At 44.3% G+C, this 23065-nt stretch carries 20 protein-coding genes and 1 riboswitch; of the genes, 7 read left to right on the top strand and 13 right to left on the bottom strand.

Annotated elements, in window-relative coordinates:
• Positions 1-4 precede the first annotated feature (4 nt).
• The 3 genes from KVY11_RS13890 to KVY11_RS13880 are packed head-to-tail and all read right to left on the bottom strand — an operon-like array spanning position 5 to position 3667.
• Entirely contained in the window at positions 5-1429 is a 1425-nt protein-coding gene (locus KVY11_RS13890) for a sigma-54-dependent transcriptional regulator (RefSeq protein ID WP_371315995.1), read from the bottom strand.
• A gap of 12 nt (positions 1430-1441) precedes the next feature.
• Positions 1442-3010: a PAS domain-containing sensor histidine kinase gene (locus KVY11_RS13885; protein ID WP_218289284.1), complete on the bottom strand. Its 1569-nt coding sequence runs from the start codon at positions 3008-3010 to the stop codon at positions 1442-1444.
• 21 nt (positions 3011-3031) lie between these two features.
• Entirely contained in the window at positions 3032-3667 is a 636-nt protein-coding gene (locus KVY11_RS13880; RefSeq protein WP_010325697.1) for a response regulator, read from the bottom strand.
• 215 nt (positions 3668-3882) lie between these two features.
• Between KVY11_RS13880 and KVY11_RS13875 the strand changes: the two genes are divergently transcribed.
• Positions 3883-4938 (top strand): serine hydrolase, encoded by a 1056-nt coding sequence (locus tag KVY11_RS13875; RefSeq protein ID WP_218289283.1) that lies wholly within the window; start codon positions 3883-3885, stop codon positions 4936-4938.
• Between the two features lie 86 nt (positions 4939-5024).
• Here the strand turns inward: KVY11_RS13875 and thrC are convergent, their stop codons facing one another.
• The 4 genes from thrC to xerD all read right to left on the bottom strand — a co-directional run bounded on the left by thrC (position 5025) and on the right by xerD (position 9517).
• On the bottom strand, positions 5025-6164 hold the full coding sequence (gene thrC, locus KVY11_RS13870) for a threonine synthase (protein WP_004692833.1): 1140 nt from the start codon (positions 6162-6164) through the stop codon (positions 5025-5027).
• Positions 6165-6229: 65 nt separating this feature from the next.
• Positions 6230-7534, bottom strand: a complete 1305-nt coding sequence (locus tag KVY11_RS13865; RefSeq protein ID WP_010325700.1) for a homoserine dehydrogenase — start codon at positions 7532-7534, stop codon at positions 6230-6232.
• Between the two features lie 129 nt (positions 7535-7663).
• A complete protein-coding gene (locus KVY11_RS13860) occupies positions 7664-8473 on the bottom strand; it encodes a DsbC family protein (protein ID WP_148826904.1) in 810 nt (269 codons plus the stop codon).
• A 126-nt stretch (positions 8474-8599) separates the two neighbouring features.
• Positions 8600-9517 carry a site-specific tyrosine recombinase XerD gene (gene xerD / locus KVY11_RS13855; RefSeq protein WP_010325702.1) on the bottom strand — a complete coding sequence of 306 codons (918 nt, stop codon included), beginning with the start codon at positions 9515-9517 and terminating at the stop codon, positions 8600-8602.
• Positions 9518-9697: 180 nt separating this feature from the next.
• Here xerD and KVY11_RS13850 point away from each other — a divergent pair, with 180 nt between their 5' ends.
• From KVY11_RS13850 to ftsW, 5 genes are all read left to right on the top strand, one after another.
• Complete coding sequence (locus KVY11_RS13850; RefSeq protein WP_010325703.1) at positions 9698-9958, top strand: FeoA family protein; 261 nt, start codon at positions 9698-9700, stop codon at positions 9956-9958.
• Positions 9955-11814: a ferrous iron transporter B gene (locus KVY11_RS13845; protein WP_062033278.1), complete on the top strand. Its 1860-nt coding sequence runs from the start codon at positions 9955-9957 to the stop codon at positions 11812-11814. Before KVY11_RS13850 ends, KVY11_RS13845 begins: the two co-directional genes overlap by 4 nt.
• A 27-nt stretch (positions 11815-11841) precedes the next feature.
• Positions 11842-12093, top strand: coding sequence for a DUF6587 family protein (locus KVY11_RS13840; protein WP_125273417.1), 252 nt, complete (start codon positions 11842-11844; stop codon positions 12091-12093).
• Positions 12094-12252: 159 nt separating this feature from the next.
• Complete coding sequence (gene murD, locus KVY11_RS13835; protein ID WP_078425932.1) at positions 12253-13599, top strand: UDP-N-acetylmuramoyl-L-alanine--D-glutamate ligase; 1347 nt, start codon at positions 12253-12255, stop codon at positions 13597-13599.
• 19 nt (positions 13600-13618) lie between these two features.
• Entirely contained in the window at positions 13619-14815 is a 1197-nt protein-coding gene (ftsW, locus tag KVY11_RS13830; RefSeq protein ID WP_010325707.1) for a putative lipid II flippase FtsW, read from the top strand.
• A gap of 152 nt (positions 14816-14967) precedes the next feature.
• Here ftsW and gluQRS read toward each other — a convergent pair whose 3' ends face one another.
• The 6 genes from gluQRS to KVY11_RS13800 all read right to left on the bottom strand — a co-directional run bounded on the left by gluQRS (position 14968) and on the right by KVY11_RS13800 (position 21417).
• A complete protein-coding gene (gluQRS, locus tag KVY11_RS13825) occupies positions 14968-15888 on the bottom strand; it encodes a tRNA glutamyl-Q(34) synthetase GluQRS (RefSeq protein WP_256350782.1) in 921 nt (306 codons plus the stop codon).
• A gap of 2 nt (positions 15889-15890) precedes the next feature.
• Positions 15891-16418: an RNA polymerase-binding protein DksA gene (gene dksA, locus KVY11_RS13820; protein ID WP_004692816.1), complete on the bottom strand. Its 528-nt coding sequence runs from the start codon at positions 16416-16418 to the stop codon at positions 15891-15893.
• A gap of 209 nt (positions 16419-16627) precedes the next feature.
• Positions 16628-17425, bottom strand: a complete 798-nt coding sequence (cpdA, locus tag KVY11_RS13815; protein WP_218289281.1) for a 3',5'-cyclic-AMP phosphodiesterase — start codon at positions 17423-17425, stop codon at positions 16628-16630.
• Between the two features lie 10 nt (positions 17426-17435).
• Entirely contained in the window at positions 17436-18056 is a 621-nt protein-coding gene (locus KVY11_RS13810; RefSeq protein WP_218289280.1) for an NUDIX domain-containing protein, read from the bottom strand.
• Positions 18057-18131: 75 nt separating this feature from the next.
• Positions 18132-20024, bottom strand: coding sequence for a phosphomethylpyrimidine synthase ThiC (gene thiC, locus KVY11_RS13805; protein WP_178928105.1), 1893 nt, complete (start codon positions 20022-20024; stop codon positions 18132-18134).
• A gap of 144 nt (positions 20025-20168) precedes the next feature.
• Positions 20169-20296: riboswitch (TPP riboswitch) on the bottom strand.
• Positions 20297-20364: 68 nt separating this feature from the next.
• Positions 20365-21417, bottom strand: a complete 1053-nt coding sequence (locus KVY11_RS13800) for a hypothetical protein (protein ID WP_218289279.1) — start codon at positions 21415-21417, stop codon at positions 20365-20367.
• 280 nt (positions 21418-21697) lie between these two features.
• Here KVY11_RS13800 and KVY11_RS13795 point away from each other — a divergent pair, with 280 nt between their 5' ends.
• A complete protein-coding gene (locus KVY11_RS13795) occupies positions 21698-23026 on the top strand; it encodes a TolC family outer membrane protein (RefSeq protein ID WP_218289278.1) in 1329 nt (442 codons plus the stop codon).
• Positions 23027-23065: the final 39 nt, after the last annotated feature.

Below are 23065 nucleotides of genomic sequence, written 5' to 3'. Positions count from 1 at the left end.
GCCTTTAAACGGAATCGTCTTCGCCATCTAACCCAAATTTTTTCAAGCGATAACGTAAAGAACGGAAAGACATGCCGAGCTTTTTAGCCGCCAGAGTGCGGTTCCAGTGGGTGAGGTTGAGCGCATTCATCAAAATTTCTTTTTCAATTTTTTCTAAATACAGCTCTAAACCCTCTTCGGGCAATTTACGTGAAGGCACATGACCGAGTTGATCATTGCCAACAGGAACTTGTTGGGTGGCATTGGCATAGTTAGTCTGAGCAATTGGTCGCAATGGGGCTGTTTGTAAGTGGGGTAAGTCGATACTGCTTTCATCACTTAAAGTGATGGCACGTTCCATCATATTGCGTAGTTCACGCACATTGCCTGGATAATATTGGGCCAATAAAAACTCACGTGCACGTTCACTCAGTGGTTTGACTGGGATGTCCCATTCTTGGCAGATTTTTTGAATGAAATGTTGTGCCAAAAGAATAATGTCATTGCCACGCTCACGTAGAGTAGGCAGCACAATGTCCATGACATGGATGCGGAAGTACAAATCCTGACGGAACTTGCCTTGTTGCACCAGTGCTTCTAAGTCTTGATGGCTGGCACTAATCACACGGAAATCGACATCAATTTCGGTGTCACTCCCAATTGGGCGAATGCGTTTTTCTTGTACCGCACGCAGCAGTTTCACCTGCATAGTGAGCGGTAACTCAGCAATTTCATCTAAAAATAAACTACCGCCATGCGCAGACAGAATCAATCCTTGTTTGTCTTGAGTCGCTCCTGTAAAGCTACCCTTACGGTGTCCAAACAATTCACTTTCCATCAGTTCAGTCGGAATGGCACCGCAGTTGATGGCAATAAATGGCCCTTCATTGCGATTGCTCAGGCGATGTACCAGATTCGCCACCACTTCTTTGCCAGTGCCTGATTCACCCGTAATAAAGACAGGGGCTTGCGAGCGTGCAATTTTCTTTAAGGTGATGCGTAGCTGTTGAATAGGAAGGGACTGACCAATCAGCAGACGATGTTCAAGCGTATCTTCTTGGATATGCAGCTGACTGATGGGCTGATTAAAGGCTTTTTGTAAAAGTTGCTCTAAATGTTTTTGGTTGATTGGTTTACTGACAAAATCAAAAGCACCAGCTTTAAGTGCTGCAATCGCAATATCCATATTGCCGTAAGCAGTCAGCACTGCAACAGGCAAATTAGGATAATTTTGAGCAATAAAATCGACCAAGCTCAGACCATTACCATCGGGTAAATTAAGATCGGTTAGACAGGCATCATATTGATGCGTTTTCAGGGCTTGAACCGCCTCTTGTAAGCGATAGGCAATATGTGTATCAATCCCCATCCGACTTAAAGACATTTGCATCAGTGTACATAAGTCTTGTTCGTCATCCACCAATAAAACAAGTGGTTTTTTTTCCACGATTAACCCCAAAAATTACACGTCATTGTTTATACGGGGGCATTCAATCCGAAAGCATGCCCCTATTTTTTGTTCTACATAGTATAGCTTAGCTTGGTTGGCTTCGCAGAAACTATGGGATAAATATAATCCTAACCCAGTTCCATTGATGGAGGTACTAAAAAACGGTTGAAACAGGGCGGTTTGATCCTGAGTGGCGACCCCTTCACCAAAATCGCAGACCTCAATATGGACGAGGTTTTTGTAGCTATAGACACGAATTTGAATGTGCTCGGCTTCAGCTGCATTATGCCGAATGGCGTTTCGAATCAGGTTGATCAGCACTTGCCTCAGTTGTTGTTCATCAAACTGAATCTGAGCTTGATCGGAAATGCGGTAATCAATTTGATCTTTGACATCGGGCAAATCTTCAACGATAAAACGTTCTAAAAAAGCGGCGACATCAATTAAGGTCGGATAGGTTTCTTTACTGCGTGCCATGCTCAGTGTATCGCCAATAATTTTATCAATCCTTGAGGCTTGTTTGGCAATCATGGTCTGCAACAGTTCTTGTTGTGGATCATTGGTTTGCATTAGTTCATTAGCTTGTGTGATGGCTGCCAGTGGGTTGCGAATTTCATGTGCAATGCTGGCAGAAAGTTGACCCAGTGCGGCCAGCTTGAGTTGTTGTACACGTTGATTAATTTTTTGTGCATCTTGCAGCACGAATAAGGTCAGTGTCTGATTCGGGACTTGAAGTTTTTGAATTTCGATCTGAATCTGAAAGCGACTCAGTTGCGATGTAAATTGGAATTTTTCCCCATTTTTCAGTTGGTCGAATTTGAGGAGTTCAAATAAATCAGGTTGCGCCTTATATAAGGGGTATTTGTCATAGGCATAAATTGGGGAGATGCCCAATAATGTACATGCGGCAGGATTACTCAGCACCATGTGGCAGTTTTCATCGAGCACCAAATAGCCGAGCTCTGTTTGCTCTAAAATATAACGGTTAATGTTTTGCAGTTGGTCCAGTTCTTGGGACTGATAGAAGTTTAAATTTTCAAGGACTTGAAAACGTCGTACTGCAATTTGTCCAGACCCATAAACCACAAAGAACAAAAAGGCGAGCACGGCACTGTTGCCAATGGTATTCAATGAACTAATTGAAAATAGCGTTCCAATAAAGTGTTGATAAACCAGTGTAATTACAGCAATCAAGGTAATGATGAGCGCTTTTTGTTTATCGACCAATACACAAGCGGCAAAGATCGTGATCACAAACAATAAGCTTAACTGTAAGTTCGGACCATCGGTGGCAAAAGTGAGTAAACTGAGGCTAATGACATCGACGATAAACAACAAGGTGAGCTGAAGTGGTATGCGCTTGCGCACATTCTTGAGGCTCAATAGCTGAAAGGCACTGATAAAAATAAAGCCAATCAGGACAGAACGATACAATACTGGATATTGATAATTTGAAAATAGCTGCTCATAAGTCAGTAGATAAACCAACAACAAACAACAGCCAATAAACAGTCGATAAGACGCATACCAAACACCTAGACGGTATTGATTTAACTGAATATTGGTTGAGTATTGCAGCATGTGGGTGTTAGTCAGCTTGCATCAGGGTTTGATTAAACCATAACGAATAGCAAGGTGAGTCAGCTTCACATCACTGTCAATGTTGAGCTTTTCAAAAATTCGGTAACGGTAAGTATTGACCGTTTTTACGCTGACAAAAAGCTTGTCAGAAATTTCCTGTGCACTGATGCAATTCACAACCATCATCGCCACCTGCATTTCACGTTCAGACAGAGCATCAAAAGGTGAGGTTTGTGTATCCGATAGATAAGAACTGGCCAGTTGTTCAGCAATATCAGCACTGAAATATTTGCCGCCTTGCATGACTTTATTAATGGCACGTACCATTTCGGTCACGGGCGCACCTTTGGTAATGTAGCCTTTGGCGCCAGCTTTGAGTAACAGGGAAGGATAAGGTTCTTCAGCTAGACCACTGACTGCCAGTACTTTGGTTTCGGGTGCGGTTTGTAGTAAGCGGCGTGTGGTTTCAACGCCACCAATACCTGGCATGTTGACATCTAACAGAACCACATTCGGGTGATATTGACGGACGAGGTTAATTGCTTCTTCACCAGACTCAGCTTGGCCAATGACTTGAACATCAGCATGGTCCTCGAGCATTCGACAAATCCCTGTACGTACTAACTCATGGTCATCTACCACTAAAACTGTGATCACCTAGCTCTTCCTCACTATAAAAACCATATTTTTTGTTACATAAAGCAAAATAAGCTTGCAATGAAACGACAAAATTAGCAATCCTATTCTTAGGCTTATTTGAAAAGATATGCACGCTGTCGACGGCAATGCTGTTCGCATTGTGTACAAATGTAAGGCATATTGGCGTGAATACGCAAATGTATCTTATGGGTTATGAAGTTGAGTGAAGAAAAGTGAAAAAATCAAATAAATTTTTAATGCATCTATTGGGATGGTCGATTGCAATGACGGCCAGTACCCATAGCCTTGCAGACTTGGTGATGAACCCGGGCTCGGGGCCTAGCCAAGCAAGCATGAGCTGGTCTGCGGCAGATGCAGAACAGCTTCTGAATGATGATCTCATGGAAGATCCTGAAGAGTACGCTCCTCAGGGTTCAACAAAAGTCACCACCAGTATTCGCAGTTCCAACGGTGTGGTGACGAACAACAGTACCTCGAAAACAGTACAAATTTTCGATACCTCGAAATATTCCAACCAACCTAGTGTCAATGCTCGTGCAGCACTGGTGATGGATGGCAATACAGGTGAAGTACTGTACAGTAAAAACAGTAATACCGCGCTGCCGATTGCCTCGATTACTAAACTGATGACGGCGGTGGTGATTTCAGATGCGCGTTTAAATATGTCTGAAAACATTACTTTACAGCAAGCGGACTTTTCGTGTTCGGGTTGTAAAAGTTCAAGCTCGTCACTGCGTGCAGGGGATAGTATGAACCGTGCAGAGGCATTGTTATTTGCATTAATGAAGTCAGAAAACCCAGCAGCATCAGCGCTTGCACGGACGTATCCGGGTGGTCGCTCAGCCTTTGTTTCGGCGATGAATGCCAAAGCAAAATCTTTGGGTATGAATTCAACCCATTATATGGAATCGACTGGTCTGCATCCAGGCAATGTCGCTTCAGCACGTGACTTGGGTATTTTGGTCAATGCTGCGTCTCAGTATGGTCTGATTCGTCAGTTCTCAACCACAGCAAGCTATGACTTTAACTTGGGCTATCGTGTATTGAAATCAAACAATACCAATGCCTTGGTTCGTAATGGTGGTTGGAATATTAATATTTCAAAAACAGGTTTCATTAATGAAGCCGGTCGCTGTGTGGTGATGCATACCACTTTAAATAACCGTCCAGCAGTGGTGGTGTTATTGGGCGCGGACTCATCTGCAGCACGTACCAATGATGCAACGCGCCTAATGAACTGGGCAAGCCAATTACCAAAACGCATTTAACCCGACTTTGTTTTTGTTCACTCAACAACGAAAATTGAGTCATAAAAAAGCCCTGCATATGCAGGGCTTTTTTTGTCTTCTCTCAATTACATGTTTGAAAGAATTGAATCGCGAACTTGTTCTAAAGTTGCATCGATTGATAGCATGACCGCATCAGAACACTGTTTGATCGCAGTATCTGGGTCTTTCAGACCATTACCTGTCACGGTACAGACAATCACAGAACCTTCCGCAATTTTACCTGCTTTGATGTCACGGATTGCACCGCCAATCGATGCTGCAGAAGCGGGTTCTACAAAGACACCTTCATACATTGAAAGCAAACGCTGTGCTTCTAAGATTTCAGCATCAGTCAGTTCATCGAACCAACCTTGAGAGTCACGGACCACCGCTTTAGCATGGTTCCAGCTTTGTGGATTACCAATACGGATTGCTGTTGCAACTGTTTCAGGGTTCTCAACGGGTGCACCACGTAAAAATGGCGCAGCACCTGCTGCTTGGTAACCAACCATGGTTGGTAAGCCTTCAGGTTTAGGACCTGTGAATTGATCTGTTTCAGCGTCGTAAATCACTTGCTCAAATTGATCTGCCGGTTGGTTGGCAACTGCTTCGGTATAACCCATCCAGTGTGCCGTGATGTTCCCTGCATTACCTACTGGTAGGCAGTGGTAATCTGGTGCACGGCCTAACTCATCTACAATTTCGTAAGCAATGGTTTTTTGACCTTGCAAACGGTATGGGTTGATTGAGTTTACGATCGTTACAGGGGCTTTATCTGCAATTTCTTTGACCAGACGCATACCGTCATCGAAGTTACCGCGGATTTGCATGGTGATGGCACCATACATCATTGCTTGCGCCATTTTACCCATGGCAATTTTGCCTTCTGGGATTAACACAAACGCTTTAATGCCTGCACGTGCTGCATAAGCCGCAGCCGCAGCTGAGGTATTACCTGTAGAGGCACAGATAATGGCTTTTGAGCCTTCTTCAACGGCTTTAGTGACTGCCATGGTCATACCACGGTCTTTAAATGAACCAGTCGGGTTTAAGCCCTCGTACTTCACATAAATTTCAACATTTTTGCCAATTAAACGTGGAATGTTCTCGAGTTTAATCAGTGGCGTATTACCTTCACCTAAAGAAATAGCGCGAGTAGTTGCAGACACTGGTAAACGGTCGCGATAACGGTCAACTAAACCAGTATAACGATTGGCATTCGACATGATGATGTTCCAATTGTGTGTAGAGCTTGGTGAGGAAGAGAAGAGCGTTCTTTTCCTCCACCCGATTAATTATCAAGCGATTCTAAACGAATTCGCACGATTTCGCCATGAATGACGGGTAAGGCTTGAATTTGAGCAAGTGCCTCGTCCATTTTTGATTCAACGACTGGATCAGTCAAAATCACGATTGGAATAAGGTCTTTTAAGCGTGGTTGTTGCATGATGGCATCGATACTGATGCCTGCACGACTGAGAATCGTAGTCACATCTGCCAAGACGCCCGTTTGATCTTCTGCATTAATCCGGATGTAATAACCGGTGGTCATTTCTTCACGGCTTAAAATGGGCACATTGGTTAGTGCTTCGAAGGCCAATTGTGGAATTGTACCAGCACCATCTTCGGTATAAGAGATATCACGAACGATATCAATCACATCTGCAACGACTGCAGACGCGGTTGGACCTGCACCTGCGCCTGCGCCATAGTACAAAGTTGGGCCGACAGCATGTGCTTGTACCAAGACGGCATTTTTAACGCCGTTGACATTGGCAATCAGTTCTTCCGCAGGGATCAAGGTTGGGTGAACACGAAGTTCGATGCCATTCGCTGCGCGACGCGCAATCCCCAAGTGCTTAATACGGAAACCCAGCTCTTCAGCATACTTCACGTCTTGCGCTGTGATTTTACTGATGCCTTCGGTGTAGACTTTGTCAAACTGTAGCGGAATACCAAAAGCACACGATGCTAAAATCGTGAGTTTATGTGCAGCATCAATGCCTTCGACATCAAAAGTTGGATCAGCTTCGGCATAACCGAGTTCTTGTGCTTCTTTTAATACGTCTGCAAAGGCACGACCTTTTTCACGCATTTCAGTCAAGATAAAGTTGCCTGTACCATTGATGATACCCGCCAACCAATTAATCTTGTTTGCCGCTAGGCCTTCACGCATCACTTTAATGATGGGAATACCCCCTGCAACCGCAGCTTCATAGGCGATTTGCACGGCATTGTCATCCGCCAGTTTGAACAGCTCATTACCATGTTCAGCAAGTAAAGCTTTGTTCGCGGTGACCACTTGTTTACCATGTAAAATGGCTTCTTTAATCACTTCATATGCAGGGTGGATGCCACCCATTACTTCAACCACAACATCGACATCAGGCTGACGCACAATGTCGAGTAAGTCAGCACTTTGCTTGACCTCATCGCCTAAGTCTAAGTCTGGACGAGGGCGGCGTGTGCCGACATAGGTAATTTGAATTTCACGACCGGTGCGACGTTTAATCTCAGCAGCATTTTCTTTTAGTAGTTTAAGGGCACCACCACCCACAGTACCAAGACCGAGGATTGCCAGACGAACTGGTTTCACGTCACACTCCAATTTACTTATATATATTGAACCAAGCCTAGATCATAGCTAAAAAAACTGTGAGACTCTAGGAAAGAAATCATTTTATGTTCAACTATAAATATTAGTTAAATAACAAATAAAAATTAGTTATTTAAGGCGATTTAATAATTCACTTGGGGCCAAATAGCCACCGAGATATTCACCATCTTCATTGTAGATCGCAGGTGTCCCATTTACGCCCATGTTCAGACCCAACTGGTATTGATCTCGCACTGGATTTTTACAGGTCGCTGGTGGAAGTTGAGCACCTGAAATCGCTTGATCAAAGGCAGCTTGACGGTCTGCGCTACACCACACACTTTCCATGGCTGGCATGAACTGTTCGCCACGCGGCCATGCAATGTAACGTACTTCAATACCTTGGGCTGTGATTTCAGGGATATGCTCGTGCAGTTTATGGCAGTAAGGGCAGCTGGCATCGGTAAAGATATAAACCACATGCTTGGTCTTGCCTTTGGCTTTATAAACCAGTAGATCTTCAGTTTTGAGTCCTGCTAGAAGCTTTTTGTTGGCTTCAGCTTGCAGGTTATCGCTGACGTTGTGGAGTGTTTTATCGCCCAAGCGAATCACATCACCTTGGATAATATATTTACCATCTGCCGTGGTATAAACCGAGCTCATCCCTTCAAGATTGACCCAAAATAAATTTGGCACTTCAGTGGTTTTGATATCGATGATTTTGGCATTGATATTGGCTGTTTTGAAATGCTTTTGAAGGGTGTCAATTAAACGTTGCTTTGCATTGCGTTCCGTCAAAGTCGACGCTTCACCTGTGGCTGGCGCGCTTGCCGTTAAAGAGTCTTGTTTTTTTTCTTCAGTGTTATTTGAACATGCTGTAAATAGAACACTTGAAGCAATGGCACAGGCAATGAACAATGGTTTACGGGTAAATAACATAGATAACCCTTTTTCTTTTGACTTTATAAAAACAGAGCGCCAAGCATAGCAAAAAAACTACAGGACTCGGTAATACTTCGTAGTCTTCGTGCTAAAAACAGCCTTAAGTTATGGATGATCAAGACCTTAAGCCCTTGGGTGATGGCTGGCATGCAGCTGTTGCATACGCACTTGTGCGACATGGGTATAAATTTGTGTCGTGGATAGATCACTATGTCCCAATAACATTTGTACTACACGCAAGTCGGCGCCGTGATTGAGTAAATGCGTTGCAAAAGCGTGTCGTAAGGTATGTGGAGACAGTTCAGCCTGAATTCCTGCTTGTAAGGCATAGCGTTTAATGGCGTACCAAAAGTTTTGCCGACTCATAATGCCGCCATGTTGAGTTAAAAATAGATAGTCAGTTGCAGATTTATATAATTGCGGACGGGATTCAATTAAGTATTTTTCGACCCATTCCACTGCGATTTGCCCCAAAGGTACCAGTCTTTCTTTATTGCCTTTACCCGTAATTCTTAAATAGCCTTGTTTTAAATTGATTAAGTCTAACCGTAAGTTTAGTAGCTCAGATACACGCAGTCCACAGGCATATAAGACTTCAAACATGGCACGATCACGGAGTCCGAGAGCGGTTTCAATATCTGGAGCTTGAATTAAGGCATCCACGTCTTGCTCAGACAAATCTTTAGGCAGTGCGCGGCCAATTTTGGGTGTTTTATGTAGCGCGACAGGGTTGTCTGAACGCAGTTTTTGTTCCCGTAGAAATTTAAAAAAAGAACGCAGAGCAGACAGACAGCGCGCAATGGAGCGCGGGCTTTTGCCTTGCTTGGTGAGGGTCAGCAGAACATCGGCGACATCATCACTGCTCCATTCAGGCATGCTCACCCGACTACACTCGCTGCACTGCAATAAGTCAGAGAGATAAGCATTTCGGGTGTGTGGGCTGACGGTTTGTGCAATGAGATAATCTTTAAAGCCGTGTAAAAAACTGAGCTGAGTTGGGATTTGAACAGGCGCAGGCACACGCGGTTTTTTATTTAACATAAAGCTCTCAAGCACATCATCACGGAAAGACAAAAACAAGGAATAGGGGTTTTATTCAATGTAGTGTAATCATTCTCGCTTGTCGATGTGTTATAACAGATGCGAATCATTATCGAATCTGATTTGGTAATTATTCTCATTTGTTTGTATACTGTTCAAAATATTAAAGGGTTGGATGCGGTGCGTTTATCTGATTTAAAAGTCAAACAAACTGCCATCATTAACAAAGTGAATCATACTTTGGATGGCGAAGCTCAGACTGATTTGGTGGCTAGTCGTCTTGAAACATTAGGCTTTGTCGCAGGTACAAAAGTACAGGTGATTACCAAAGGTGTTTTTGGTGGCGATCCAATTTTAATCCAAGTGGGTTTTACACGTTTCGCCTTAAGAAAAGTTGAAGCTGAAAAAATTGAAATTCAAGTCGAAGGAGCACCTAGATGAGTGATGCCTTGCGTGTTGCCCTTGTAGGTAATCCAAACTGCGGTAAAACTTCGTTATTTAACCATCTCACTGGAACACGCCAAAAAGTAGGTAACTATGCGGGTGTAACGGTTGAGCGTAAAGTTGGTCAATTTACTCTTCCTTCCGGTCAAGCGGTTCGCGTTCTGGATTTGCCAGGGACGTATAGCTTAGACGCCACCAGTCCTGATGAAATGATTACCCGTGACGTGGTGATGGGAAAAATTGCAGACGAAGGTCAGCAAGATGCTTTTTTATGTGTGGTTGATGCAACCAACCTCAAACTTCACCTCGGTTTAGTGATTGAACTGATTGCATTGGGTCGTCCAATGTTAATCGTTTTAAACATGATGGATGAAGCACGTCGCCGTGGCATGCAAATCAATACCCAAAAGCTTTCTGAGCGCTTGGGTGTGCCGATCGTTGAAACTGTTGCGGTGCGTAACTCGGGTATTGAAAGCCTGCTCAGCGCTTTAGAGCAGGGCAAATATGCCGTGCCATATACCGAGCTGACGGGTTTAAAAGGCGACACTGCACATGAGAAAGTAGAAAATTTATTACATGACGCTGTGCAGTACGTCGATGAAGAAGACAAGCGAACTGATTTTCTAGATAAGATTTTCCTACATCCAGTTTTGGGTCTAGTTAGCCTTGCAGTCATGATGTTTATTGTCTTCCAAGCCGTTTTTGCTTGGGCAGCACCGTTTATGGATGGGATTGAAACCTTCTTTGGCTGGCTGGGTGAAACCATCGGTGGGTCTATTAGCCACCCTTTACTTAACAGTTTGGTGGTAGATGGGATTATTGCGGGTGCGGGCGGTGTCGTGGTGTTCTTGCCGCAGATTTTAATTCTGTTCTTCTTTATCTTGGTATTGGAAGAGTCGGGTTATTTACCGCGTGCCGCATTTTTACTGGATAAGCTGATGTTTAAGGCAGGTCTTTCTGGGCGTGCCTTTATTCCATTGTTGTCTAGCTTTGCCTGTGCAATTCCGGGCATTATGGCATCGCGTACCATTAGTGATCCGCGTGACCGTTTGACCACGATTTTTGTGGCGCCACTCATGACGTGCTCGGCACGTTTACCAGTATATGCCTTGTTAATTGCTGCTTTTATTCCTGAACAAACTGTTTGGGGGATCTTCAATCTGCAAGGCTTGGTGTTGTTTGCTTTATATATGGCCGGGATTGTGAGTGCACTGTGTGTATCTTTCGTTCTGAAATTCTTCCATAAAGACAAGTCACAGCATATGTTGATGATGGAGTTGCCAAGCTATCGTTTCCCTGACTTAAAGAATATTTGGATTGGTTTACTTGACCGTGCCAAGATCTTCTTGCGTCGCGTGGGTGGCATCATTTTCGCGTTGTCTATTTTGCTGTGGTTCTTATGTACCTTCCCGCAAGCTCCTGAAGGCGCGACTTTACCTGAAATTGATTATTCATTTGCCGGTATGCTCGGTCATTTACTGCAACCAATTTTTGCACCGCTGGGCTTCAACTGGCAGATTTGTATAGCCTTGATTCCAGCCATGGCTGCTCGTGAAGTGGTGGTGGCAGCTTTAGGTACGGTATATGCCTTATCCGCTGTTGATGAAGATGCCATGTCACAAGGTTTGGCTTCGCTCATCAGTAGTGGCGGTGAGCTCGGCTGGTCGGTGGCGACTGGTCTGTCTTTATTGGTGTGGTTTATTTATGCACCGCACTGTTTGGCGACTTTGGCGACGGTCAAACGTGAAACAGGTTCATGGAAAACCGTGAGTTTTATGACCATTTACTTGTTTGGTTTGGCTTATTTAATGTCATTCCTGACCTATCAAATTGCAACGCACTATTTGGGCTAATCGGCGTAAATAGGCGAGGAGATTGAGATGATTGAAATTCTAATTGTTGCTGCTCTAGTGATCTGGAGTGCAGTGGTGGTATTTAAGAAAGTATTTCCTAAGACATCGGGTTCAGTTTTCATGTCCTTGTCCACGCTGTGTGAGGCTCGCGGTTGGACTCGTTTGGCGACGTGGTTAAGGCCGTCAATGGCTGGCGGGTGTGGCGGAAACTGTGCCTGCCCAGCAACAGAAGACAGCAATGCGAAAAAGCCTGAAGTTCAAGCGGTGAAGTGGAAATAAAACAATTTTTGTTCACAAATAAAAAAGCCGTCCAAGAGGGACGGCTTTTTTACGCACTGACACAAAAAAAGTGCAGGAAAGTCAAAACAGAAAAAGCATTCAAAACAGCAAAGTGCTAACATTTCCGCAGATAAATCTCAGACCAAGCATGGGGCGAAAATGTTAATACAACGTGGTGGACTTAAGGTCGTTGCAGGGCTCGGCATTTCTGGTGTTGCAGCGGTCAATTTTTTACATAACCAAGGCTACCGCGTTGCAGTAACGGACTCTCGATCGACCCCGCCCGGTCATGACCAAATTCCAGCAGAGGTACAAACCAGTTTTGGTCAGTTTGACGCAGAACTGTTGTTGTCTGCTGAAGAAATCGTTATTAGCCCTGGGCTCGATCCGAAACTACCTGAAATTCAAGCTGCGATTGCCAAAGGCATTCCCGTTGTGAGTGAAATTCAGATTTTACGCCGTGCAACTGACAAGCCAATCATGGCCATTACTGGGTCTAATGCAAAAAGTACTGTGACGACCTTGATTGGTCTGATGGCTGAACATGCAGGCGTGAAAGTCGCGGTAGGCGGTAACCTTGGTCGCCCAGCCTTGGACCTAACCAAAGATCAGCCAGATTTATACATTTTAGAACTATCTAGCTTTCAGTTAGAAACCACTTCAAATTTACAAGCTGAAGTTGCGGTGGTGCTGAATATGAGTGAAGACCATCTTGACCGTCATGGCGATATGATGGGCTATCACACCGCGAAGCATCGCATTTTCCAAGGCGTGAAAAAAGTCGTTCATAACCGTGATGACTCACTTACTCGTCCTTTGGTCCCTGATGCTACGCCAATGCAAAGCTTTGGTTTAAATGCGCCTGATATGAATCAGTACGGTGTATTAAGAGATGACGACGGTACGATCTGGTTGGCTCGTGGTCGCACACGTTTATTGAACAGTGCAGAGATGTATATTCAAGGCACACACAATGTGGCCAATGCTTTGGCCTGTTTGGCTTTGGGTGAGGCAATCAACTTGCCACTGGAGTCTATGTTGGAAACGTTGAAAAGCTTTAAAGGCTTAGAACATCGCTGTGAGTTTGTGAAAGAAGTTGAGGGTGTCCGTTACTATAATGACTCTAAGGGTACCAACGTCGGCGCAACACTGGCTGCGATTGATGGTCTAGGCGCTGCGATTGAAGCCAAAGGTGGTAAGGTCGCGATCATTTTAGGTGGTCAAGGCAAAGGGCAAGACTTTAGCGCTTTACGTGAGGCTTTGAGCAAATACGTGAAAGTGGCGGTATTGATTGGTGAAGATGCGGCGTTGATTGAACAAGCTGTGGCAGGAACAACGACCTTGCTGCATGCTGAGACTTTAGAGCAGGCGGTTGCACTTTGCCAAGCCCATACCCAAGCCCATGATGTCGTGTTATTGTCACCTGCATGTGCAAGTTTTGATATGTTCAGTGGTTACCCACAGCGCGGACATCAGTTTGTCGCTTGTGTGCAAGAACTCCACTAAAAATAATAAGGAAATTGAGATGGCTGAGTTTGCTCAGACAACGATCAATAAAATTAACCAGTTTTATAGCCGTTGGGCGCCGCGTGTACCCAGCGAAGTGACACCACGTAATGTGTTGATCTTCTGCGTCATTGCGTTGTTGTGTTTAGGTTCGATCATGGTCGCATCTGCGTCTATGCCTTATGCTGAACGCCTTCATGAGAATTCATTTCACTATGTCCTTCGTCACGGCATTTCAATTGCCGTGGCTGGCGTTTTGGCCTATGCGGTATACCGAGTTCCGCTCAATGTTTGGTTCAATAATACCTTTCCGCTGTGGATTTTGACTATCTTACTGCTGGCTGCCGTGCTTGTTGTCGGGACAGAGGTCAATGGTTCGACCCGCTGGATTCGTGTTGCGGGCTTTACGTTACAGGCTTCTGAGGTCGCCAAAGTAATGATGGCGATCTTCACAGCGGACTATGTGGTACGCCGTGCCGAAGAAGTAAGAAATAACATCAAAGGTTTGATCCGTCTCGGCATCATTATGCTTTTGACGGTGGGTTTGATTATTGCGGAGCCCGACTTGGGTGCAACCGTGGTGATTAGTTTGATGATGCTCGGTATCTTCTTCCTTGCTGGCGCGCCGTTGATTCAGTTTGGTATGGCTTTTGGTGCAATTTTTGCGGCCTTTGTCTTTCTGATTGTATTTGAGCCTTACCGTTTTGAACGTCTAATGTCTTTCTCAAACCCTTGGGAAGATCCGCTAGGCACTGGTTACCAGCTTTCCAATGCCTTGATGGCCTTTGGGCGTGGTGAATGGTTTGGTGTAGGACTTGGCCACAGTGTACAGAAAATGGCCTACTTGCCTGAAGCGCATACCGACTTCATGTTGGCCATTTTAGGCGAAGAGTTTGGCTTTTTCGGGATCACTACGGTCTTAATTCTGTCCTTTACCATGTTGCTGTGCTGTATCAAAGTCGGTCATCGTGCCTTGAAAAATCAGTACTTGCGTGCGGGTTATTTGGCTTATGGGGTATCGATTATTTTCTTACTGCAAATTTTGGTAAACGCAGGTATGAATATGGGGATGCTGCCAACCAAAGGTCTGACGCTACCTTTCATTAGTTATGGCGGTTCATCACTGATTATGTGCGCAGTGATGATCAGTTTGATTTTGAAAATTGATGCAACAACACAAAGTGCCAATCCAACCAAAGAAGAATCCAGCTTCTAAGCGGGTTGTTCTTTCATGACGCTTTCCGCAGACTAAACGTACTTTTCGTTTTATGCGGATAGCGTTTGAGCCCTTCCTAAATTTTTGAATTTCTTTCAATTACAAACGTTGCGCGCTATATCTAGAGTTGAGTTTCTGTCGCAATCGTTTTGCTATAAATAGATACCATGCAGGGTAGTACGGTGCGGAATCAGTGAAACATCCCATTGTGCGATGGCTTGTTGTAACATTCGTTCAGGGTGGTCTAGTTCGACAACTGGCTGATTTAAAGCGCGTATTGCTTGAGCGAGTAGTGTGGGGGCTTGGTTAAGATCCAGTGCCTGTGCCATATTTTGTTTAGACAACTTTTGCCCTTGATCATTCATGGCTAAAGGCAGGTGCATATAGCTAAGACGTGGGTAATCTAGTAGTTGACCTAAATAAATTTGGCGCTCGGTATTATCCAATAGATCTGCACCACGAACCACATGGGTGATGCCTTGTAGGTAGTCATCTACCACGACCGCTAATTGATAGTTGATAATGCCATCCCGGCGTTTCAGTACAAAGTCACCGAGCTCATGTGCCAGTTGTGAGCAGTGTCTGCCTTGCAGAGCATCATCAAAACAAATCTCGACATCTTCCACTTTGACGCGAATGGCTTGTTGCTCAAAAGGCAGAGCAAGGTCACGGCAGGTGCCTGCATAAATGTGGTTAGAACCGAGCATTTTGCGGGTGCACTGACAAGCATAGACCAGTTTGAGTTGATGCAGTTGTTGAATCACGTCTTCATATAGGTCGAGACGATCTTTTTGGAAAATGATCTCCGCATCGGGCTGAAAGCCGAAAGCCTCGATACAACGCAAGATATGGCTTTCACTGCCAGGGTAAATACGCGGGATGTCGGTATCTTCGATACGAACCAACCATGAGCCTTGATGTGCTTTTGCTTCACAGTAACTGGCAACGGCGGTGATGAGTGAACCAAAATGCAAAGGGCCGGTTGGCGATGGCGCAAACCGACCCACATAAGCCATCCTGTTGTCCCCCTCCTTATGTAAAGGAGGGGTTGGGGGAGGATTATTGAATAACATGATTAACCGTTATTTTGCTTCTCTTTGATTTCTGCCAGTGTTTTGCAGTCAATACATAAAGTCGCAGTTGGACGAGCCTCTAAACGGCGCAGACCAATTTCGATACCACAGGTTTCACAGAAACCATAGTCATCGTTTTTAATCGCTTCAATTGATTGTTCGATTTTGCGGATGAGCTTACGTTCACGGTCACGTGTACGTAGTTCAATTGCAAACTCTTCTTCTTGTGTCGCGCGGTCATTCACATCAGGCAAAGCGGTGTTTTCGTCTTGCATGGTGTTGAGTGTGCGGTCAACTTCTGACATCAACTCTGCTTTCCATGCCAACAAAATTTGGCGGAAGTGCTCAAGCTGACCTTCAGACATGTATTCTTCATTTTTTTTCGGCTGATAAGGTTCAATACCAAATAAGCTTGCAGTAGAACCACCGTCAGTCGCTTTAGGCTTAGTTTTGCGCACACGTTTTGTAGATTTTTCATCTACAACATCAGTTTGTTCGTCTAAGACAGTATTTTGGTTGTCATTCGCCATTTAGGGCAATCCTCATCATATACGTATCTTTAATACGCAAAAAATATGGTGATATGCAAGTGTTTTTATCCACCCTCGAGGAGATTCACCCTCGGGGGTCGTCATCATATAGACTTTTTAAGTATTTTGATAGTCTTTGATGTTTGGATTAAATTGATCACTTTTTCGTAAGAGCAACTAAGGTAATTGAAAACGATAAAAATGAAAAGTTAATAACCTGAAATTTCAACATTTATTTTTTGCTGTGCATGTAAGACACGTTCTACGTGGGTTTCATGGCTGCCATCTGCGTTTAATTGTAAAATACGATAACCTGGTGCTTGCTCATCTAAGGCGAAATGATCGCTTAAAGGCTTAAATTGGACACTGGTAGACGGCGTCGAGTAAAACTGAATACCATGCCATTCACGCCATGATTCTTGATGGACATGTCCCGACAGCACAATTTTGACATTGTGGTATTTCGCAAGAACCGCAGTGAGGTCTTGGGTGTTCTTGAGTTTATGTTGATCAATCCATTTTGACTGCATTTCAAAAGGATGATGATGACAGGCAATCACAATGTGTTGCAGGGCAAATTCTTGTAGGATTTGTTCCAGTTGGTTCAATTGTGCTTCATCGACCCAGCCATCGATTTTACCTTTGACAGCACTATTAAGTAAAACCACGCTCCAAGGGCCGAAGTGAATCACATGAACTTTGTTTTGCTGCTGATGAAAAGGGAAGTGTTCGGCATTGTCATGATTGCCCGGAACCTGATAAAACGGCGTCTTTAAACTCTGCATAAAGTCTAAATAGCGTTGATAGGTTCGAGGCACAGGTACTTGTGCCAAGTCACCTGTATGGACGATGGCATTCAGCTGTGGGTGACGCTCAACAATATGTTGCATCACATGATGAAAGCTTTGCTCTGGATTCATACGTACAAACTCCAGATGATCTTGATCCATCAAGTGCGTATCTGAAATTTGGATAATGGTCCAATTTTTCTCATTATTTAAAGTCATGCCTGACCCCTTAGACATTCCTTGTCGTTTTAATCTGTTGTTGTAGCCATTGCAAGGCCATTATGACAGGCGCATTTCTGAGCCGACCATTGGAAAGTAATGTATCGATCTGCGCATAATCAATCAGGTGTAATAAAATATTTTCACCTTCATCGGGCATACCAAATACGCCACTTTGTTCGGGTAAATCGGCCGCAGCACTATACAGATGAAACAGTTCCGCACAGGCACCTGCTGAAGGATAAAAGCTAAACAGATGTTGTAAGTGTTCAATCTGACAGCCTGATTCTTCTAATGCTTCACGGCGAATACAGCTTTCAGGTGATTCATCACCATCGAGTACTCCCGCAATAATCTCCAGCTGCCAAGCTGAATCTTGATCATCCATAGCACCAATACGAAACTGTTCAATCAAGGCAAATTTTTGTTGTGCATCATCATAAATTAAGACACCCGCCGCTTCAGGGCGCTGAATAAGCTCACGTGAAATCACAGCGGTGTACTCAGCTTGATTAAACAGGCGATGACGTAAATTTACTTTTTCTACTTGAACAAAACCCTGAAAAACAAAGGCTCTGTCTACAATTTGGACATCTTCACGGTGATATGTAGCTTGCTTAATTATGTTCATAAAGCGCAATCAGGATGAAATTTATCATTTCATCCTAACTGAGAATCGCATGATTACAAAAGGTTTTTTATCAGCTTACACTTTTTGGTACAAGTTTTGTCCGCTTGCATGGAATTGTTTTTTCATGCTATCGAGACCAGTTTCGACCTCTTCTTGCTGAATTTTATTCAGTGTAGCGTTTTGCTGGTTTTGTGCATAATCACGCACGTTTTGGGTGATTTTCATCGAGCAAAACTTAGGACCGCACATCGAACAGAAGTGCGCAGATTTGTGCGCCTCCTTCGGCATGGTTTCATCATGCATGCTACGCGCCGTGTCTGGATCAAGGCTGAGATTAAACTGATCTTCCCAGCGGAATTCAAAACGTGCTTTAGACAGGGCATTGTCACGAACTTGCGCACCCGGATGACCTTTGGCCAAATCTGCCGCATGTGCGGCAATTTTATAGGTGATGATGCCATCTTTGACGTCTTTTTTGTTCGGCAGGCCCAAGTGTTCTTTTGGCGTGACATAGCACAACATGGCAGTCCCATACCAACCAATCATCGCTGCACCAATCGCAGAAGTAATATGGTCATAACCTGGGGCAATATCGGTTGTCAATGGCCCTAAAGTGTAGAAGGGCGCTTCTTGGCAGACTTCAAGTTGTAGATCCATATTTTCTTTGATCATATGCATAGGCACATGCCCTGGACCTTCAATCATCACTTGCACATCATGTTTCCATGCGCGATGGGTCAGCTCGCCTAAAGTGCGTAATTCAGAGAATTGAGCTTCGTCATTCGCATCTTGGATACACCCCGGACGTAGGCCATCACCTAAGCTGAATGACACATCATAGGCTTTCATGATTTCGCAGATTTCATCGAAATGCGTATAGAGGAAGTTCTCTTGATGATGAGCCAAACACCACTGCGCCATGATCGAACCGCCACGAGAGACGATACCAGTGAGACGATTTGCTGTCATCGGTACATAACGTAGTAAGACGCCTGCATGGATGGTGAAATAGTCTACGCCTTGCTCCGCTTGCTCAATCAGCGTGTCTTTGAAGATTTCCCACGTCAGGTCTTCCGCCACCCCATCGACTTTTTCTAAAGCTTGATAGATCGGTACCGTACCAATTGGAACAGGTGAATTACGGATAATCCATTCACGGGTTTCATGGATGTTCTTCCCTGTGGAGAGATCCATGATAGTGTCTGCACCCCAACGGGTTGCCCACGTCATTTTTGCGACTTCTTCATCAATTGAAGAGCCGAGAGCCGAGTTACCAATATTGGCATTGATTTTTACCAAGAAGTTTCGGCCAATGATCATTGGTTCAATTTCAGGGTGGTTAATATTGGCAGGGATAATCGCACGCCCTTCAGCCACTTCTTTGCGCACAAATTCAGGCGTGATCTCCATCAAGTTATGCGCACCAAAGTTTTGCCCCGCGTGCTGACGTGCATCGACCCCTTCACGTTGACGCTGATTTTCACGAATAGCGATGTATTCCATTTCAGGAGTAATGATGCCTTGTTTGGCATAATGCATCTGCGTGACATTGTGGCCTGCTTTGGCACGACGTGGTTTTTGAATATGGGCAAAACGAATATCAGCGGTACGAATATCCCGTAAACGCTCTTGACCAAAGCTTGAACTGAGGCTGTCTAACATTTCGGTATCGTTGCGCTCTTCAATCCAATTTTCGCGGACATTCGGTAGACCTTTGTTTAGATCAATACTGACATTGGTGTCGGTATACACACCAGAGGTGTCATACACCATCACCGGTGGATTGTATTCACCGCCTAAGCCTGTTGGGGTTTCGGTCAGTTCAATCTCACGCATGGGGACTTGAATGTCTGGGCGTGAACCTTGGATATAAACTTTTTTAGAGGCAGGCAAGATACGGGTCAGATCTTTGGCATCTTGTTCATGTTGTGCTGAAATTTCAGCGGAAAGATTCGTTAACTGGTTCATTGCAATGATCCTTATGAATGACATCAACGAATCAAGCACGACCAAAAACGATGGCAATTGAAGCTATTTCTGTGTGTTGTTGATTTGCGGGTACAAATGCAACGGATGTATTTCTACTGGAAATAGTTCAATGAAAGGCGTTCAGTTTTTAGATGGCTTGATTCCTACGCAGGTCTTAACCTGATCAGGTTCAACGGTACTCAGCTTCAAAACTTTATTGAAAAGTATTAGCTGATCTCAGCGAGCAATTACTCGCGCTCCGTCAAGCGATACATCATCTTAACATGCACTGTTGTTAAAAACAGCGACCTTTTTATTCAAAGTGTGAAAGGAGATTTGTTCAACGTTCTAAGCAAATGGCATCGCTTAAGCAGTCTTTGCCTTGATCGGGTTGGATCATACGCAGTTGGATAAAATGTGCCAATTGTCTTTGTAAGAGTTGATCTGCACCGAGGCGCTGCGCATGAGCGGAAGCAGGCAAGATGATTTGAGCCGCTCTTTGTTCAGGGCTGAGCGCCACGAACTTTAAAAATAAGCGCGCTTGATCTGTCACAATTGAATTTTTCAGTTCAGCGAGGCGTTTAATTTCTTCCAAATAGTTGCTTTGCACGGTATAGCCATCGTAAACGCGTTGAGTATCGAGTCCGATAAACAAGAGGGTGCAGTATAGATTCAATAGATGACGTGCATCTTGGTGGTAGCTACTTTTCGGATATTGCTGTAAATAGCTTTCCCAATACAGCGCACGATCCGCAATTTCTTTGGCGTCAATTTTGACCTGACTACCAATCACGGCAGGGTATTGATTTTGTGTTGCCAGATGTTCAATAAACTCTTGCTCTGCGACAGGGAGATAAGGCGCAAAAATTTTGGCTAAATATTCAGGGCTACGGCGGTAATGCACTTGTCCTTCGCCTGCATCAAACAGCTCGACATAAGACTGCCCTTGGTGTTTGATGAGGTATTGGTCGCGAATGGTGAGTTGCTCAAAAAGACTTTGTTGAATGGTCGGATGTTGAGCCATTTCTAGGGCATAGCTTTCAAAAGCGCGCTGCTGTTGCGGCGTACGTTCAACCGATAAAAAGTCATGGTACATTTTATTGGATAAACCCAATAAATGCTTTTGTTGTTGAAAGCCGAGTAAAGGTAAACACAGCTTAAGATCTTGATTGATTTGCTCTAGAGCAAAAGTCGTACGTTGTGCATCTATTTCCGACATGTTTTTATCAATTTTTTGGCACAAGTCGGTTAAGTCCAAGGTTTGAGTCGAATATGCTTCTATTTGTGCGGGCTCTTGAAAGCTGACAGGTTCAGGTTTCTGACAGGCAGCCAACAGCGCACACATAAAAATCAGTGCGTAAGGTTTAAGCGAAAATAAAGAAGAATGATTCACAGCGACTCGATCAAAAAACTCAGTTCAGCGACAACACAGTAGAGAAACTCCTTTTCTCCGTGGCTCATTTTATAGGGGGAATGGAATTTTTAATGTGTAGTATTGTGAATGAGTTTGTTGAACGGGCTATGACACTATTCAATATTTACTTCATAATGAACAGATTAGTGCGCGCTATTGTAACCAGTGCAATAAAAAATATACGAAAATAATGACAACTCGTTTTAGTATAGCGTTGCTTAGAACGAGGCCAGTGAGGCGGAAAGGTGGACCAAAAACAATGAAGATTAAATGTGTTCTGGCCAGCTGTGTGTTGTTTTTCGCGCCGTGGAGTCATGCCTTGGATTTGGTCGACGCATTACAACGCGCCAAAGTCAATGATCCTAACTGGCAAGCCAATTTACTCCAATATGAAGCAGATCAACTCAATTTAGGCATTGCTCAAGGTAACTTACTACCTACTATTAGTCTGTCTGGCAATGTGACTCGAAAAAATCAACCCATTGGGCAGGTGAGTTCGGTTCTTTCCATGCCCGATACGACCACCACCAAACAAGTGGCGATTACGGCGCGCCAACCCCTTTTTCGTTGGGATGCGTGGGAAGGATTGAAACAAGTCAAGACCTCCCTCAGTTTAAGTGAAGTCAATTTACAGCTACAGCGTCAGCAGCACATTTTAGCGGTGACGGAAGCCTATTTTAATGTACTGCGCCAACAAAGTTTAACCGCAGCCAATTTACAAGAAGAACAAGCCTTACTTGAACAACTGAATATGATGAATGCCAAACTCAGAGAGGGTTTGGTAGCAAAAAGTGATGTGAGTGAAGCTAATGCACAGTACCAAAGCGCACAAGCTAACCGCATTGCGACGCATGTACAACTGGTCTTGGCGCAGGAACAACTGGCGCAAATGATCGGGCCTTATCAAGAAAACTTGGCAGTGTTGCGAGAAGACTTTCAGTTTCAAAAGCCTTATCCAGCAGAGCTTTCGGCATGGACTAATTTGGCTCTCGCACAGAACTTAGGCATTCAGCAGGCACGCTTGCAACAGCGCTATGCTGAAGATCAAAAACGGGTTGAACAAGCTGCGTTGTATCCGCAAATTGAAGCTGTGGGAAGCTATGGTTATAGTGAGCAGACTCCTGAGAATATTATGTCGGCCAAAGGCAACTTTGATCAGATTGGTATTGAGATGAATTGGAATGTCTATACGGGGGGGCGAACCAAGAAGTCGATTCAAAAAGCTGCCGTCAACGTCAAAAAATCTGAAGCCGAATTGGATGCCGCTATCCGTAAAGCCAACACCGAGGTGAAAAAGTCTTATTTGCAAGTGGAAACAGACCAAGCCAAGTTGCAAGCACGTAAAGCTGCTATGGAGTCATCCAGCCTCGTCTCTCGTGCCTCCCAAGCGCAGTATCAAGAGGGCTTAAAAACCATGGTCGATGTTTTACTGGCACAGCGCAATGCCTTTTCGGCCAAGCAAGATTATGTCAATACCAAGTATGACTATCTGATCAATGTCTTGCATTTAAAGGCATCTGTGGGTAAGTTGACTGAACAAGATATTCAAGAAATGAATGCATGGTTGGTGGACAAAGCACGCTTATAAAAGGGTCTTGTCATCAAATCTTCACAATTGCTATGCTTT

The organism is Acinetobacter sp. CWB-G5, from assembly GCF_019209785.1.
GTDB lineage: Bacteria > Pseudomonadota > Gammaproteobacteria > Pseudomonadales > Moraxellaceae > Acinetobacter > Acinetobacter johnsonii.
The sequence above is the reverse complement of the archived record's forward strand: the minus strand, read 5'-3'. Positions and strand labels throughout refer to the sequence as shown.